Genomic DNA, 13391 nt, shown 5'->3' with positions numbered 1-13391 from the left:
TCAGTAAATGCGCTTACAGAGAGTTCGGGCAGGTGGGAGCCGGATAGAGATGCAGGCTGATAAATGGACCGTTGAGGGTGCTGTCAAATCGCTTAGGCGAGAGTATTCGGCAACGTTACACCGGCGTTAAGGGTGAGGAATGTGTCAGCATTCTGCGAGAGAGCGCCGGTGTACGGCGAAGCAAGGTGGTACCGTAGGTATAAGAATTTATAGCCTGTCCTTGATATTGCTCAAAGCGAGCAGTACGAGGACAGGCTTTTTTGTTGACATGGGTGAAAATAAGCAGATGAGGTGACAAAATGTTGAATTTATCTTTGGAGCAGGTCATGCAGTATGCAAAGGACTACAAGGCTGTGCCTGTAGCTAAGGAATGCCTGGCGGATATGCTGACGCCGCTGGCATTTTTGGACAATGTAAGACGCAGCAGCCGCAACTACTTCCTTTTGGAAAGCATTGAGGGCGGTGAGCATTGGGCGCGTTATTCCTTTGTAGGCTATGATCCTATGCTGCGTTTGAAAATAACCGACGGTAATGCGGAAATCATCAGCGGTGCTGCCGTGAAGTATCAGGAAAACGATCCCTTGGGCTGCATCCGCCATATTCTGGAGGAATACAAGGCACCGCAGATTGATGGCCTGCCTAACTTTACCGGCGGTCTTGTAGGCACCTTTGGCTTTGATTTTATGCGCTACTGCGAGCCGGATATGCGTGTGAATAAAGAGCGCAAGGCGGAATTTGCCGACGTTGATTTGATGCTGTTTGATAAGCTGATTGCTTTTGACCATCTCAAGCAGAAGATTTTCCTGATTGTGAATGTCAAAACGGATAATGCTTCCATCAATTACGCTAAAGCAGAGCGTGAAATTGCGGCGATGGAGGAAATGCTGCTGCAGCCTGTGCAGCCGAAGAAGCCTGTAAAGGCTAAGCTGGGCGAGTTCACCAGTAACCAGAGCCGTGAGCAGTATAATAAAAATGTGCTGCGCTGCAAGGAATATATCAAAAACGGCGATGCTTTTCAGATTGTTTACGCGCAAAAATTCAGCGCAACCTATGACCAAAGCCTTTTCAGCGCTTACCGCTATTTGAGAACGACGAACCCTTCGCAGTACATGGTATTTATGCATAATGACGATGTGGAAATCGCCGGCAGCTCGCCGGAAACGTTGGTGAAGGTAGTTGGCAAAAAGGTTATCAGCATGCCTATTGCGGGCACACGCCGCCGCGGCAGGACGAGTGAGGAGGACAAGGCGCTGGAGCAGGAGCTTTTGGCAGATGCCAAGGAAATCGCGGAGCATAATATGCTGGTGGATTTGGGGCGTAACGATGTTGGCCGTGTCTGTGACTTTGGCAGCGTCAAGGTGAGCGATTATAAGGCGATTAAGCGTTTTTCACACGTTATGCATATCACGAGCAAGGTTACAGGCCAGCTGAGTGCCGATAAGGACGCATTGAACGCGCTGCGGGCAGTATTCCCGGCAGGCACGCTGAGCGGAGCGCCGAAGATTCGCGCCTGCGAGATTATTGACGAGCTGGAGCCGGAGCGCCGCGGTATTTACGGCGGTGGCATGGGTTATCTCGATTTTGGCGGCAACATGGATATCTGTATTACCATCCGCACTATGGTTAAAAAGAACGACAGGGTTTATATTCAGGCTGGCGGCGGTATCGTTGCGGATTCCGTGTTGGACAATGAATTTCAGGAGACCGTGAATAAGGCAGGCGCCTGCATGACGGCGCTGCGCATGACGGCAGAGGAGGAGTAAGGAATGATTTTGATTATAGACAACTACGACAGCTTTACTTTTAATCTGTATCAGCTGATTGGCGAAATTAATCCTGATATCAAGGTTGTGCGCAATGATAAGCTGACGATTGAGGATATCAGAGCAATGCAGCCGGATCATATTATTATTTCACCGGGGCCGGGCAATCCCAAGCAGGCAGGTATTTGTCTGGAGGTTATCCGTCAGCTTGCCGGTGAGTTCCCAATTTTAGGAGTATGCCTGGGGCATCAGGCGATTGGCGAGGCCTTTGGCGGCAATGTGGTGCATGCGCCGGAGATTGTGCACGGTAAGGCGGATAAGATGTATCTGGAGGCGGCAAGCCCCATCTTTAAGGATATGCCGGACGGCTTTGAGGCGGCGCGCTATCATTCGCTGATTGTGGAGCCGGAAAGCTTGCCGGAATGCCTGGAGGTTACGGCAAAAACGGTAAAGAACGAGATTATGGCGCTGCAGCATAAAACGCTGCCGGTGTATGGTGTGCAGTTCCATCCGGAGTCGATTATGACGCCGCAGGGACGGACGATTTTAGAAAACTTTTTGAGCCTGTAAAGCAAAACGCAGAATGTACTGAGAAGATGAGTACATTCTGCGTTATTTTATTATATGAAGGCACATGATTTTTGATATCTGCGATATGTACGCCAAAGCTGATATGTATGGCTTAGGTGCAGGTACTGGGGCGTAAAGGCTTGAAGGCGTGGAACGCTAGTGAGGACTGGCAGGGGTATATGCGTGGTTATGCTGGACTGCGTGAAGCGGAGAGCAGAGTATTTGAACTTATGTTGCAGTTTTACGCTGATGAGAAATTGCAAGCTAATAAAGATAATTGTATAATAAAAGAAAAGCTAAGGCTCGGCGAAATTTCTAAAACCATTAATGCTGACAAGCAAAACAGGCATATTAAGGGTAGTAGAGGCTATATTGACGGAAGAAGCTATTTGGACGGTAATTTAGCAGAGCTCAACGGTTAGTTGATGAGTTGAGTACTACTGGCGAGGCTGTTTTTGACAGCAATGGTAATTGGAAAAATAAAGAAAGGGTTGTTAGTGATAAAATTATAGGTGCTCATGTAGATAATGAAAATGGTAAAGAAACGAGGACTAAAGCAGCGGTTATAGTTTATTCTAAAACTGGTAGTCATATTTATCCTAGAAAGGATGAATGATATGAAATTAAGAGAAACTTTTGGGAAAAAAATTAAAATTTTGTGCTTAGATGGTGGTGCGATTGAAGGTCGCGTTATTGACTATATTCCGACCATTGAAGAGGATGAAGAAGAAAGCATTATTATTAGAAATGAAAATAATATACTTATTGAAATTGCTAAGCATGAAATTACCGAAATTGAAATGCTTTAAAAGCTCATAGCTATGCTGTGGGCTTTTTTATGCAGTAAATAATTTAATAATTAGCGTATTTTGTGAATTTCACAGGATACGCTTTTTATATGCCCAGGAGAGGGCACAATATAGGGCGGAGGCCCATGATATGGAGGTATCAGAACAATGGAAATGAAACAGGTTTACGAAGCACTGGAAAAAGTTGAGAACGGTGCTGACCTCATCGCTGCTATCAAGGGCGAAATCAATACTCTCAACAACGAAGCTAAGAAGCACCGCACGGCAGGAGAGCAGAGTGCGACAAAGCTGAAAAGCATCTTGGAGGTTGTTGGCGTTCGCCGGCGAATAAAAATAACCCGCCCAAATGAGCGGGAATGAAAATTATTTATTTTGTTTTATAGCTTCACGTGTTTTTCTTAATTCTTCTAAACGTGTTTCTTCACGTACATCTTCGGCAAGTTGGTCGTAATATGCTTGTTTATTGGATTCTTTAAAGAAATCTTTAATCATGCGGTATAACATGTATATGGTTAACGGCGGGAAAACAGCAAGAGTTAAAATCATCAGAACCCAGTTGAAATACCATTTTTTTATTCCGAAAAGATACATAACTATCACCATCCTCTATTTATATTATAACAGCAGGAGGCGTTTATGGCTAGAAGAAGATGCAAGTTTCGTTGAGATAAATATAAAATTTTTATTTATGCAATGCAACATATGCCAGAAAAATTACAAAACGATTTATAAAATGCTATAGACAAATGCTCAGAATGTATATAACGGCGGCAAGGATATTATCAGCATAAGGTAAGGGAGGCTACCGGCAATGACCTGCAGGCATTGGCTGAACAAAGGCAGGCCATTGACAAAATCAATAGTCTGGCCAAAAATGGCGCACCTAACAAGGCACTGCAGGCAGCCTATAATAAATTGCTGGAAGCAGTGCAGAAAGGCAATGAAAAGGCTATTGAAAAGGCCGTGGAAGTTGCTGTCAATGAAAAATCCCGCTATGTTGCTGAACGCATCACCCGAACCGAGATGGCGAGGGCATGGGCTGATGGCTTCATAGCTAAGATGCAAAAAGACGCTGATATTGTGGCTGTGAAATTCAAATTAAGCAGCCGTCACCCTGTTTTCGACATCTGCGATATGTACGCCAAAGCTGATATGTATGGCTTAGGTGCAGGTATATATCCTAAGGATAAGCTGCCGCCTTTGCCGGTACACCCGCATTGCTTATGCCGGTACGTGGAAGTCATTGAAGACGAAGTTGATATGCAGCAGCAACGCGATCAGGTGCGGGAAGCAGGCGACAAATGGCTGAACAGCTTGCTGGAATCACGCAGTGCGCAGGTGCTGGGGCGTAAAGGCTTGAAAGCGTGGGAAAACGGTGAAGACTGGCGGAAGTATATGCGTGGTTATGCTGGGCTGAGAGAAGTAAAAAGCAGGCTGAACGAAAGTATTCTAAAGCGTCGGCGTATAGGGGCTCAAGGACAGCAGATTATTTATAAAGCGGCGTATAATAAATTAGTAAAAGAATTTTTGAATGATGGGGGCATTATAATACGAGGCGAAGAAGCGGATCGCTTTTTAGAGAAACAGGGAGCATATGCTTCATATTTAGTTGGAAGCAAAATCGCTTTCATAAGGGATGGTGCGACTATTTCTGATGTTCTTGAAAAAATGTATCATGCTAAACAGGATAGACGTGGAGATTACAATAATCTTGTTTTTAGTGAAATGATATTACGCAGAGAGATTGATGCACAAAAATACTTGCTAAAAATGTCAGAGAAGTATAAAATACCAATAGAGGAAATTCAAGTAACAACGCAAAACTTAAAAACTTATCAATTGAAATTGCAAGAATTCTTGAAGCAAGGGGGGAACCGATAATGAGCACTAAATATAAGATTATAGATTCTCTTAAAGTGCCACATACTAAGGACTTAACTATTCTTGTGCTTGATAGAGATTATCAAATAGAGGGAATTGGCATAGCAATTATTGATAACAAAAGGTTTCACTATATGCCGAATTCTGTTAAAAGATGGATTACAATTCACACCACAGATGATTTTAAAGATAAAGTTGTGACTATTGTTTAAGTAGATAGGCTTACAAGGTTTTTATAAGGAGATAACATGGATAATTTTAAGATAATTTATAAAATACTCAAGGTTTTTGAGAAAAACTTAGATGTTGAGGAACCAGATTGGGAAGACTTAACGCCCCAAAAACTGAATATTTCAGAAGTGCTGTGGCAAAATCTTATCCAGATGCTTATAAAAGCAGGGTACATTGATGAAATCAAGATAACATCAACAGCTACAGGAACTTATATAACGCCTATCAATCCACAAATCACATTGCAAGGTTTGCAATATTTGGAAGAGAATTCTATGATGCGCAAGGCTTACAGACTGGCAAAGGGCATTAAAGACATTACTCCGGGGATTTAATAATTTAACATCGTTAATCAAGCACGTGTAACAGCGTGCTTTTTTATTGCCTAGGAGAGGGCACAATACAGGGCGGAGGCCCATGATATGGAGGTATCAGAACAATGGAAATGAAACAGGTTTACGAAGCACTGGAAAAAGTTGAGAACGGTGCTGACCACGCTTTGTTCTTATTTTTGTGTTTCAGCACTTCTGACCCACATGCTTTTCCCAATCGTGTCCATTCAACAACTGCATGATGAAACCTAGATACACTTACTCCCTCTGGTATTTCAGCTCATTTGCCTTGTCTGTATAATTCGACACATTTCTTTTTGTACTTATAACTGTATTTCATAAAAACACCCCCAACTCTGAATGTCCAGAATTGGGGGTACATATTAAAACTATCCTCTTTTTTAAGCCTATTTATTTCAAAAATATATTCATCATGGTTCCACCAACAATCACAAAAGCTAAGGCGGCAAAGATGTACAGGAAAATTACAATGACTATCAATTTTACAATAAGGTATATGTTGTGAATAAATTCTCTCACAATAATCTCTCCTTCTCCCTAAAGGGACTACCGCAGAAGTATCAATCGTAGGCGATAACTCTAACATCATTCAAGTTAAGTTTAACGGCGAACAGGGCAAAGGTACTGGCGGTATTATGTGCAGAGCAGGCTATGTCTGGAAAAGTGACGAGAAAGTATGGCTAACATGCGGAACTCTTCCGTCAATGATTAATGTAGCAAAAATGCTTGAACATGTCAAGCAATGCTAAAATGCAGCTTTAATTTAACTATGTGGAATAAAGTAGCAACCACTAAACGTCATGATGATAAGGAAATATTTGGGGCTAACGCGCCTAAAAAATAGCCAAAAATAGGGCGAAAATACTAAAAATCAACAACTTAAAAACGCTTTTTTTACACACAAAAATACCCCGCAACCTGCATGGTTGCGGGGTTTCTCTCATGGTGATCCAGGAGGGATTCGAACCCCCGACCCACGGCTTAGAAGGCCTAATATCAATATCCCTAAAAACCCTCATTTCATGCGGTTTGCGGGATTTGAAAACGCTTTTGGGGCCAACGCTGGGGCCAACGCGGTCAGAGTGCGTATGCTTTGTTGATGATATCCGGAATGCCTTCGTCATAATTAGGTACGGCGTGGCTGTAAAGATTGAGCGTGTGGCTGATTTTGCTGTGTCCCAAGCGCTTGGCAACTTCGGCGATGGATACACCGTTGGCAAGCAGCTGCGTGGCCATGGTGTGACGCAGAACGTGGAAGTTCTTATATTCAACGCCTGCTTCCTGCAGCAGTGCCTTCCAGATGCGTTCCATATTCCTTGGTGCTATCGGCGTGCCGTTGCGGGTGTGGAAAACGTACCTGTTAAACGAAAGCACCGGACCGGAAGAGGCGCTGGCGAGCTTAAGGGCTTTGCTGACTTCGGGCGCAATAGTTATCTTGCGTACACCGGCAGCAGTTTTGGGCGGCATATCTGTGAGCGTTCCGCGGACGGCCTGAAGGCTGTTGTCTATGTAGATATAACCGGGCTTTACGTTTGGCGCTTTAAGTCCTAACAGCTCTCCGAGGCGTGCGCCGGTAGTTGCAGCCAAGAGGAAGAAGGGATAGTATTTGCTGTAATAACGGCTGTTCTTGGCTGTCTGCAGAATCTTACCGATTTCTTCCGTAGTGAATACCTGGACTTCAACCTTGGGAACCGGTGGAGCTTCTACCGCCTGCATGAAGTTTTTGGCAACCAGGTCAATGGCGCAGGCTTTGGTGATGGCAGCCTTCAGGAGCTTATGCACTTTATTCTTGCTGCTAGCGCTCATCGGCGGCAGCTCATTGTAGAATTGCTGCACAGTATGGGCAGTCAGCTTCTGCAGCTCCACTTCTGCGATGGGTGCAATATGTTTTGCGGTCTGAATGTAGCGATCCAGTGTTTTGGGGCGCACCTTGGGTGCTTTATAGGTAATAAGGTATTCGGAGAGCCATTCGCCTAAGCGCAGGCTGTTGGGCGCTACATAGACGTTCTTGCAGATATCTGCCTGGATAACAGCAATCCATTCCATTGCTTCCTTTTTCGTGTGGAAGCGTTTAGAGATGCGCTTTCCGTTCGGGGCGATTAGTCTTGCCCGGTACATTTTGCGGTCGCTTTCGTAGCTTATGGTTCCTTCGCCGTTAGATTTTTTTGTTTTAGCCATAAAAAATCAGCTCCTTTCATTTTTCAAGCAGAGCTGATATAATAAAAAAGTAATCAGCTCTTGGTGGAACATGGGTTGATGACGTTGAGCGTGTTGGTAGCACGTTCTTGCAGGTCCCTCGGTGTTGGTAGCACCGGGGGATTTTTTATTTATAAAAGTATTGATATTGGCAAAAAATACGTAAATTACTTATTTTTTACTTTACATTACGTAAATTACGTATTATAATATAATTAGAAAAAACAAAGATAAGCGAGGTGATCATGTGAAAAGACGCGATTTAGTAAAATTGCTGTCGCAAGCAGGCTTTAAGCTTGAACGTGATGATGGAGACCATTCCGTCTACAAAAAACCAGGCAGCCGCTCCGTTCAGGTTCCAAGGCACCGGGAACTGAACGAGCTGACAGCGAAAGCAATCCTCAAAGCTGCGGGAGTAAAATAGAGATTACTTTTTACTCCGCCCGCTTTGCGGGCTTCTTACTATAATCGCAATCATTAATTCAATAGCATTTAATAATAAAAGGAGGAAGTCGCTAACATGAAAAGGAGGCAAACACTACAAGAATACGTTTATCCTGCTGTGTTCCATGCAAACGAGGATGGTACGTATACTATTATTTTCCCTGATTTACCTGGTTGCATCAGCGAGGGCAAATCTTTGGGTAACGCCATGAAGATGGCCGAAGCTGCGCTCACGCAGTGGATTGAATATTTGAAGGATAGCAAGGAAGAAATTCCCGCACCTAGCAATTTGCAAAGCATCGAATTAGATGATAACGAATTTGTAAATTTTATTCAGGCAGATATTAAGGACAATAGGGCGGTAAAACGCACCATCAGCCTTCCACGCTGGATGGATGAGCAGGCCGCTGAAGAAGGTCTGAGCTTATCCAAAATATTACAAGAAGCATTGTCTAAACGCTTTATCGCAGTAAACTAATATATTTATCGTTGCGCCCCCCCATATCGGGGGCGTTTTTTCTTTCGCCTACAGGTTTGTCTGAATTTGCAATATGCAAAAAATGCATATTGCTTTTTATTTGCTGGCAATTTGCCTGTCATTTGCTGGCGGCATTCTAAAACTGACCATATTGTTATAAAGAAAAACACATGATATAATATAGCCAGAAGGTAAGATGAATCATTTCTGTTTTGGTGGTAATGGCGCCGGTTTTGCAGGTGGCAGAGGCATGGTAAATTGGTCGCTTCTGCTTTCGCTGCTGGACGGCGCAGGGTTCGGTTTATTCATTGTTTCACCTTCTTTCAGAATGGAGGGATATTGTGGAATTAAATTTATTTCAAAATATTGCACAGGCAGCTTCGGGGTTTGTAGGCGTGGCAGCCTGCAAGCTGATGAACGGCAATGTACAAAAGGAAAAGTTAAATAATGAGGTTCTTGCTTACTTTCTTTTTGCTGCAGCAGCTTGGTTGCTGGCATTGGTGCTGAGCAATATTTGTCTACTGTTAGGTATCCAGCTCAGCGAAATGATGCGAGTAGCTTGCGCTATTATCTTTGCCGGAGCGTTAGGAATGCTGTGGCCTGTATGGCTGCGTGATAAGGCTGTAGTGTTGGCCAACATTATCAATCAGCGTTTCGGTAAAAATCCGATATTTGTTGAAGAAACGATTTTGGAAAAAGTTGGCTGCGACAACAGGCCTCATTACTATGAAGTCTATAAAGCAGGTAATCTTATTGCTTCCGGTTGGGGCGAGCATTTTCTGAATAACGAAAAATCATTTTCCTTGCGAAGAATTGAAGGTTATACCATGGAAGACCTGCAAGAATTCCGCGCTATTGTTTGGCGTGGAGAGGACATGGTATTGAAAGAGTATATTTTGAAAGAATACTGATCCTGAAGGCGCTCTCTTACGAGGGCGTCTTTTTTATTTTTTAGGTTTATCGAGCTGCTTGATACTTTCGCTTGGCGTAGGCAATTTTTCTGGCATTGTGCCGCCGAGTTCTTCAATAGTTTTGCGAACGGTACGACCGACTTCGTAATGCACTTTGTTGGCAGCTTCTTTGCTACTGATATTCTCACGGCGCAGTTTGTCTTCTGCCTGCGTGATGCGGAACAGGTTCGCACCGAGTTCCACACTGCCCATGTGGTCTAAAATCTCTTGATTAGGTTTAAGCTTCTTGCGACGTTTTATATCGCCAGCGGTTTCGCCGCCATAAAGTCCCATGTAACCGCTATTTTGGAATTTGGCGAAGTCAAGGTTCGTTTTTACGCCTGCAGCAAAGGCTGCATCAGCGAGAGCAACGTTATGCTGTTTGATATTATTTCGTGCTTCAATGCGAGCGTCTATTTCCTTGTTGAAAGCTTCTGCTGCTTCAAGGTCGTGGATATGGTCCGCACCGAGTTGCGCGAGCCACTGCTTGAATGGTTCGGCTTTAGGTGAGGGGATAGATTGGATAATACGCAGAATACCTTCTGTATTTGCGGTGTCAGTGAGACGCATTTTCCCGTCTTCTGCAAGCAATTTCAACCTGTGACAATTTGTCACGGTTTCATTACCTTCTGCCTTCAGTCTTTGCTTTAGCTTGCGCCAATAAGCTGATTTATCCGCACTGTCGGTCAATGCACCGACAACATCGACAACAGAAAAGAACCATTCTCCGGCTTCATCGTTCCAAATGGAGCGAATCTGCGCACTCTGAAATAATTTTACATCTTTCATGTCTTCATTCCTCGCTTTCAAAATCTATTATCCTAAGCTCTCCACGTCTTCTTCCGCCTTGCGCTGGAGCTTGGACAGCTTAACATCAATCAAATCGTCAATATCTTCCTTGCCGTCAGCATCCAGCTGGCGGTATTTTTTTATGTGTGTTTCTTCCTGCTGGGTGAGGGAGAGCGGCACGGGGGCGGGTTCTACTTCGCCCATAAGCTCGCCAGGAGTAGTATTCAAAGCATCAGCAAATGCTTTAATTTTAGATTGCGGAATATCGTTTATTCCGCGTTCTATTTTAGCTATAGTCGAAATAGAACGATAACCTATTTTTTTAGCTAACTCTGCTTGAGTTAAGCCTAATTCTATTCTACGATTTCTGATATTTTTATATAATTCCATTTGAAACCCCCAAGATTTTTTTATTATGCTATTATAATAGCACGTTCTTTCCTGATAATCAAATTTTTCTTTAGAAAAGCAAAAAATACTTGACTAATAATCAGAAAAAGACTATAATCAAATTGTGATTAAAAATCAAAAGAGGTGAGAAAGATGACCAATTCACAAGAGCTGGAAATTCAACTGGTTCGCAAAAGAAAATCAAAAAAAGCGCTTGCCAATGCGTTGTGCATAAGCGAAATGGCGCTTTTAAACAAAATGAAAGGTAAATCTGAATTTAAGGCTAGTGAAATTAGCAGAACAGCCACTTTTTTAAATTTAACAAGAGACGAAAGAGATTCAATTTTTTTTGCTTGTTGATGTGATTTAAAATCATAAACGATATAACATAGTTATATCAAAAGCTTCAAATTGTCCTTGACAATTTGAAGCTTAATAATCCTGAAAGGTGGGCAAAAAATGTTAGGCAAAGAAGTAAAGCTTCTGCGTGAGCAGAAAAATATGACGCAGGCGCAGCTTGCACAGCGTCTCGGTGTGACGCAGGAATACGTTAGCTTGGTAGAAAAAGGCGTCAAGTATCCTGGCCTCAACTTGGGCGTGGCGCTGGCGCGGGTGCTGGGCACGACGGTAGAGCAGCTCGTGGCGAGATAGAGGGGGGGAAGCGCGAAGGCAATAATGAGCATACAGTTTACGCCGGACACGCCGGCAACGCGTCAAGCATTCAATCGCTTGGCACGGGAAAAGATGAAACTGCGCCTGCTGGCAGACATCCGCATGGACCTTATGGTCTGCGAACTTGAAGGCTGGGACAAGCTGGAGTATCTGGATGAGCTGCTGGCTCTGGTGCAGGAGCTTAGGAAGGGAGTGTGAGAGAGTGCAGGATAAAAAAATGACAACCTGCCCGCATTGCGGAAAGGTCGGCAAAAAAGGGAACTTCTGCAATAAATGTGGCAAGAAGCTGGCTAAGATATGTGACTGCTGGCTGATGAAGCGTCCATATCATTGCAGCTTTCAGAAGTGCCCTGATATGTCAGACTTTACATTATTGCTTCTGCATATTCAGCAAGACCAAAAGCGTAGGAAATACGTTTTTCTGGCACCAATCCTTGAAGCAATCAACATGGTAAGGAGGAAGGGGGTGTAGGAAGATGATAACGATAAAAGCAAAAATGCCTTCAGCGAGCATGGAAGAAATAAAAAGCATTGTTACAGCTGTAGAAAAAATAGGAGCAAGCTCATGCGAACGCATAAACCTGCTCCTAGAGGTAGACTGCTTAGCCGATAGTAACAAGCAGAATGTCGTTACTGTTGCAGCAGATAGTGGTATCGCCGACAAAAGTCAAGGCGGTATCGGGATTTAGAAGGCTATCGTATGGCTCAGAAACACATTTGCGGCCAGCGTAGACTTCTTTCAAATTCTGCACATCAGCATGTCTTTCGCTTTTGAAAGTAATTCTTGCGTTCATAGTTGCACCTCCTTCCTGTCCAGAATCTAGTAGAGAATTTGAGAGTGAAAAACAGTTCATCTACTACACTAGTATTATAATACAACATCTTGTGTAATGTCAAATGGTCAAATACGAATATGTTGCGGAGGTGCGTTAAATGTTAAGGCTGAAAGAAATCAGAGAAGCTAAAGGTGTATCAAGATACCAGCTTGCTAAAAAAGCAGGTTTGCAATATCGAACAATTCCTGCTATCGAAAATGGCGGCGATGTAAAGTTAAGCACTTTAAAGCGTTTAGCCGATGTTTTGAATATAAGCGTTAAAGATTTATTTGCAGATTAGCACTGGATGCGGCGCTGGTGCAGGAGCTAAGGAAGGGAGGTGAAAAGAATGGATGATACAAAAAGCAAAAGCACACCAATTTGTATTGAGGTGAAGGCTCAATACAAAAGAAGTGAGCTTGGTCGTAAGCTTGAGCGTGTCCAAAAGGCACAGGCAGAATTGGAAGCAGCTTTAGAAGATCTGAAAATGCCTTTTGAATATGCCGATGTTAAGGTAGATATTATTTAGGGCGTTTTAGAGAGTCGTATCTTGCGATGGCATTCATAACGGCTGTTGAAATAGCGTCAATTTGTTTATCCGAAAGAGGCGGATTAACATTACTCGTATTGTTCTTCTTTAAGCCGTCAAGGATGCCGTTAAGAATATAAATATATTCGTTTCTTTGCATAACAATCACCCCCTTCCCGTGCTTTTATTATAACACTGAGGAAAGGCGGTGGAAAAGAAAGGAGGGCCGTAATATGGCTGATGTACTGTACATGTCTATTAAGGACTACGCTAAGCACGTATCGGCCAGCGTAGGAACCATCTACGATATGTGTCGGAAAGGCAAACTGCCAGCTGTAAAGATTGGCGGCTGGCGTATCAACGTGAAGCGTGCTGATGAAATGCTGGAACAGCTTTGCAATGAGCACATGGCTGTATATACTCCAATGATAAAGCCGGCTAAGGTCAATATTCGCACTGCCAATGCCGGCAATAGCTACCTTGCTCGGCTGGAACAAATCCGTAAAGGAGTTGTGTAAAGG

Annotated in this window: 26 protein-coding genes; 19 read left to right on the top strand and 7 right to left on the bottom strand. The window is 43.6% G+C overall.

Features of this window, described 5'->3' with window-relative positions; translation table 11 throughout:
* Positions 1–299 precede the first annotated feature (299 nt).
* The 6 genes from trpE to Q7Q81_RS05760 all read left to right on the top strand — a co-directional run bounded on the left by trpE (position 300) and on the right by Q7Q81_RS05760 (position 3502).
* Entirely contained in the window at positions 300–1763 is a 1464-nt protein-coding gene (gene trpE, locus Q7Q81_RS05785; RefSeq protein ID WP_304274317.1) for an anthranilate synthase component I, read from the top strand.
* A 3-nt stretch (positions 1764–1766) separates the two neighbouring features.
* Positions 1767–2333 (top strand): anthranilate synthase component II, encoded by a 567-nt coding sequence (locus tag Q7Q81_RS05780; RefSeq protein ID WP_304274315.1) that lies wholly within the window; start codon positions 1767–1769, stop codon positions 2331–2333.
* Between the two features lie 179 nt (positions 2334–2512).
* Complete coding sequence (locus Q7Q81_RS05775) at positions 2513–2755, top strand: polymorphic toxin type 50 domain-containing protein (RefSeq protein ID WP_304274312.1); 243 nt, start codon at positions 2513–2515, stop codon at positions 2753–2755.
* Positions 2756–2763: 8 nt separating this feature from the next.
* Complete coding sequence (locus tag Q7Q81_RS05770; protein WP_303679855.1) at positions 2764–2949, top strand: polymorphic toxin type 50 domain-containing protein; 186 nt, start codon at positions 2764–2766, stop codon at positions 2947–2949.
* A 1-nt stretch (position 2950) separates the two neighbouring features.
* The gene (locus Q7Q81_RS05765; RefSeq protein ID WP_304274309.1) at positions 2951–3142 is read left to right on the top strand and encodes a hypothetical protein; all 192 of its coding nucleotides are present in this window, start codon (positions 2951–2953) and stop codon (positions 3140–3142) included.
* Positions 3143–3289: 147 nt separating this feature from the next.
* Positions 3290–3502, top strand: coding sequence for a hypothetical protein (locus Q7Q81_RS05760; protein ID WP_304274306.1), 213 nt, complete (start codon positions 3290–3292; stop codon positions 3500–3502).
* Positions 3503–3505: 3 nt separating this feature from the next.
* Here Q7Q81_RS05760 and Q7Q81_RS05755 read toward each other — a convergent pair whose 3' ends face one another.
* Positions 3506–3733: a hypothetical protein gene (locus tag Q7Q81_RS05755; protein ID WP_304274305.1), complete on the bottom strand. Its 228-nt coding sequence runs from the start codon at positions 3731–3733 to the stop codon at positions 3506–3508.
* 234 nt (positions 3734–3967) lie between these two features.
* Here Q7Q81_RS05755 and Q7Q81_RS05750 point away from each other — a divergent pair, with 234 nt between their 5' ends.
* From Q7Q81_RS05750 to Q7Q81_RS05735, 4 genes are all read left to right on the top strand, one after another.
* Complete coding sequence (locus Q7Q81_RS05750) at positions 3968–5023, top strand: hypothetical protein (RefSeq protein ID WP_304274300.1); 1056 nt, start codon at positions 3968–3970, stop codon at positions 5021–5023.
* Positions 5023–5235 carry a hypothetical protein gene (locus tag Q7Q81_RS05745; protein WP_281737781.1) on the top strand — a complete coding sequence of 71 codons (213 nt, stop codon included), beginning with the start codon at positions 5023–5025 and terminating at the stop codon, positions 5233–5235. The genes Q7Q81_RS05750 and Q7Q81_RS05745 overlap by 1 nt, the downstream gene beginning before the upstream one ends.
* Before the next feature lie 36 nt (positions 5236–5271).
* The gene (locus tag Q7Q81_RS05740; RefSeq protein ID WP_304274298.1) at positions 5272–5589 is read left to right on the top strand and encodes a YjcQ family protein; all 318 of its coding nucleotides are present in this window, start codon (positions 5272–5274) and stop codon (positions 5587–5589) included.
* 104 nt (positions 5590–5693) lie between these two features.
* A complete protein-coding gene (locus Q7Q81_RS05735; RefSeq protein WP_304274296.1) occupies positions 5694–5828 on the top strand; it encodes a hypothetical protein in 135 nt (44 codons plus the stop codon).
* Positions 5829–6684: 856 nt separating this feature from the next.
* Here the strand turns inward: Q7Q81_RS05735 and Q7Q81_RS05730 are convergent.
* Positions 6685–7785 carry a tyrosine-type recombinase/integrase gene (locus tag Q7Q81_RS05730; RefSeq protein ID WP_304274293.1) on the bottom strand — a complete coding sequence of 367 codons (1101 nt, stop codon included), beginning with the start codon at positions 7783–7785 and terminating at the stop codon, positions 6685–6687.
* Positions 7786–8050: 265 nt separating this feature from the next.
* Between Q7Q81_RS05730 and Q7Q81_RS05725 the strand changes: the two genes are divergently transcribed.
* The 3 genes from Q7Q81_RS05725 to Q7Q81_RS05715 all read left to right on the top strand — a co-directional run bounded on the left by Q7Q81_RS05725 (position 8051) and on the right by Q7Q81_RS05715 (position 9636).
* Entirely contained in the window at positions 8051–8227 is a 177-nt protein-coding gene (locus tag Q7Q81_RS05725) for a type II toxin-antitoxin system HicA family toxin (RefSeq protein ID WP_304274291.1), read from the top strand.
* 96 nt (positions 8228–8323) lie between these two features.
* On the top strand, positions 8324–8725 hold the full coding sequence (locus tag Q7Q81_RS05720; RefSeq protein ID WP_304274289.1) for a type II toxin-antitoxin system HicB family antitoxin: 402 nt from the start codon (positions 8324–8326) through the stop codon (positions 8723–8725).
* Positions 8726–9066: 341 nt separating this feature from the next.
* Positions 9067–9636 (top strand): hypothetical protein, encoded by a 570-nt coding sequence (locus Q7Q81_RS05715; protein WP_304274287.1) that lies wholly within the window; start codon positions 9067–9069, stop codon positions 9634–9636.
* 33 nt (positions 9637–9669) lie between these two features.
* Here Q7Q81_RS05715 and Q7Q81_RS05710 read toward each other — a convergent pair whose 3' ends face one another.
* Both Q7Q81_RS05710 and Q7Q81_RS05705 read right to left on the bottom strand, forming a co-directional pair.
* Positions 9670–10464, bottom strand: a complete 795-nt coding sequence (locus tag Q7Q81_RS05710) for a BRO family protein (RefSeq protein WP_302291676.1) — start codon at positions 10462–10464, stop codon at positions 9670–9672.
* Between the two features lie 27 nt (positions 10465–10491).
* Positions 10492–10854, bottom strand: a complete 363-nt coding sequence (locus Q7Q81_RS05705; protein WP_304274285.1) for a helix-turn-helix domain-containing protein — start codon at positions 10852–10854, stop codon at positions 10492–10494.
* 153 nt (positions 10855–11007) lie between these two features.
* Between Q7Q81_RS05705 and Q7Q81_RS05700 the strand changes: the two genes are divergently transcribed.
* From Q7Q81_RS05700 to Q7Q81_RS05690, 3 genes are all read left to right on the top strand, one after another.
* On the top strand, positions 11008–11214 hold the full coding sequence (locus Q7Q81_RS05700) for a hypothetical protein (protein ID WP_304274283.1): 207 nt from the start codon (positions 11008–11010) through the stop codon (positions 11212–11214).
* Positions 11215–11313: 99 nt separating this feature from the next.
* On the top strand, positions 11314–11505 hold the full coding sequence (locus Q7Q81_RS05695; protein WP_304076694.1) for a helix-turn-helix transcriptional regulator: 192 nt from the start codon (positions 11314–11316) through the stop codon (positions 11503–11505).
* A gap of 24 nt (positions 11506–11529) precedes the next feature.
* A complete protein-coding gene (locus Q7Q81_RS05690; protein ID WP_304274281.1) occupies positions 11530–11724 on the top strand; it encodes a hypothetical protein in 195 nt (64 codons plus the stop codon).
* A gap of 172 nt (positions 11725–11896) precedes the next feature.
* Here Q7Q81_RS05690 and Q7Q81_RS05685 read toward each other — a convergent pair whose 3' ends face one another.
* Positions 11897–12103, bottom strand: coding sequence for a hypothetical protein (locus Q7Q81_RS05685; RefSeq protein WP_304274277.1), 207 nt, complete (start codon positions 12101–12103; stop codon positions 11897–11899).
* A 25-nt stretch (positions 12104–12128) separates the two neighbouring features.
* Positions 12129–12320 carry a hypothetical protein gene (locus Q7Q81_RS05680; protein ID WP_304274275.1) on the bottom strand — a complete coding sequence of 64 codons (192 nt, stop codon included), beginning with the start codon at positions 12318–12320 and terminating at the stop codon, positions 12129–12131.
* Between the two features lie 139 nt (positions 12321–12459).
* Here Q7Q81_RS05680 and Q7Q81_RS05675 point away from each other — a divergent pair, with 139 nt between their 5' ends.
* Both Q7Q81_RS05675 and Q7Q81_RS05670 read left to right on the top strand, forming a co-directional pair.
* Complete coding sequence (locus Q7Q81_RS05675) at positions 12460–12642, top strand: helix-turn-helix transcriptional regulator (protein WP_303712644.1); 183 nt, start codon at positions 12460–12462, stop codon at positions 12640–12642.
* A 48-nt stretch (positions 12643–12690) separates the two neighbouring features.
* A complete protein-coding gene (locus Q7Q81_RS05670) occupies positions 12691–12870 on the top strand; it encodes a hypothetical protein (protein WP_304274273.1) in 180 nt (59 codons plus the stop codon).
* Here Q7Q81_RS05670 and Q7Q81_RS05665 read toward each other — a convergent pair.
* On the bottom strand, positions 12863–13030 hold the full coding sequence (locus Q7Q81_RS05665) for a hypothetical protein (RefSeq protein WP_303707353.1): 168 nt from the start codon (positions 13028–13030) through the stop codon (positions 12863–12865). The genes Q7Q81_RS05670 and Q7Q81_RS05665 overlap by 8 nt on opposite strands.
* Positions 13031–13103: 73 nt before the next feature.
* On the opposite strand from Q7Q81_RS05665, the gene Q7Q81_RS05660 reads away from it, so the two are divergent.
* Positions 13104–13388, top strand: a complete 285-nt coding sequence (locus tag Q7Q81_RS05660) for a helix-turn-helix domain-containing protein (RefSeq protein WP_304274270.1) — start codon at positions 13104–13106, stop codon at positions 13386–13388.
* Positions 13389–13391: the final 3 nt, after the last annotated feature.

This window comes from Phascolarctobacterium succinatutens (genome assembly GCF_958453765.1).
Taxonomy (GTDB): Bacteria; Bacillota; Negativicutes; order Acidaminococcales; family Acidaminococcaceae; genus Phascolarctobacterium_A; species Phascolarctobacterium_A succinatutens_B.
The sequence above is the reverse complement of the archived record's forward strand: the minus strand, read 5'-3'. Positions and strand labels throughout refer to the sequence as shown.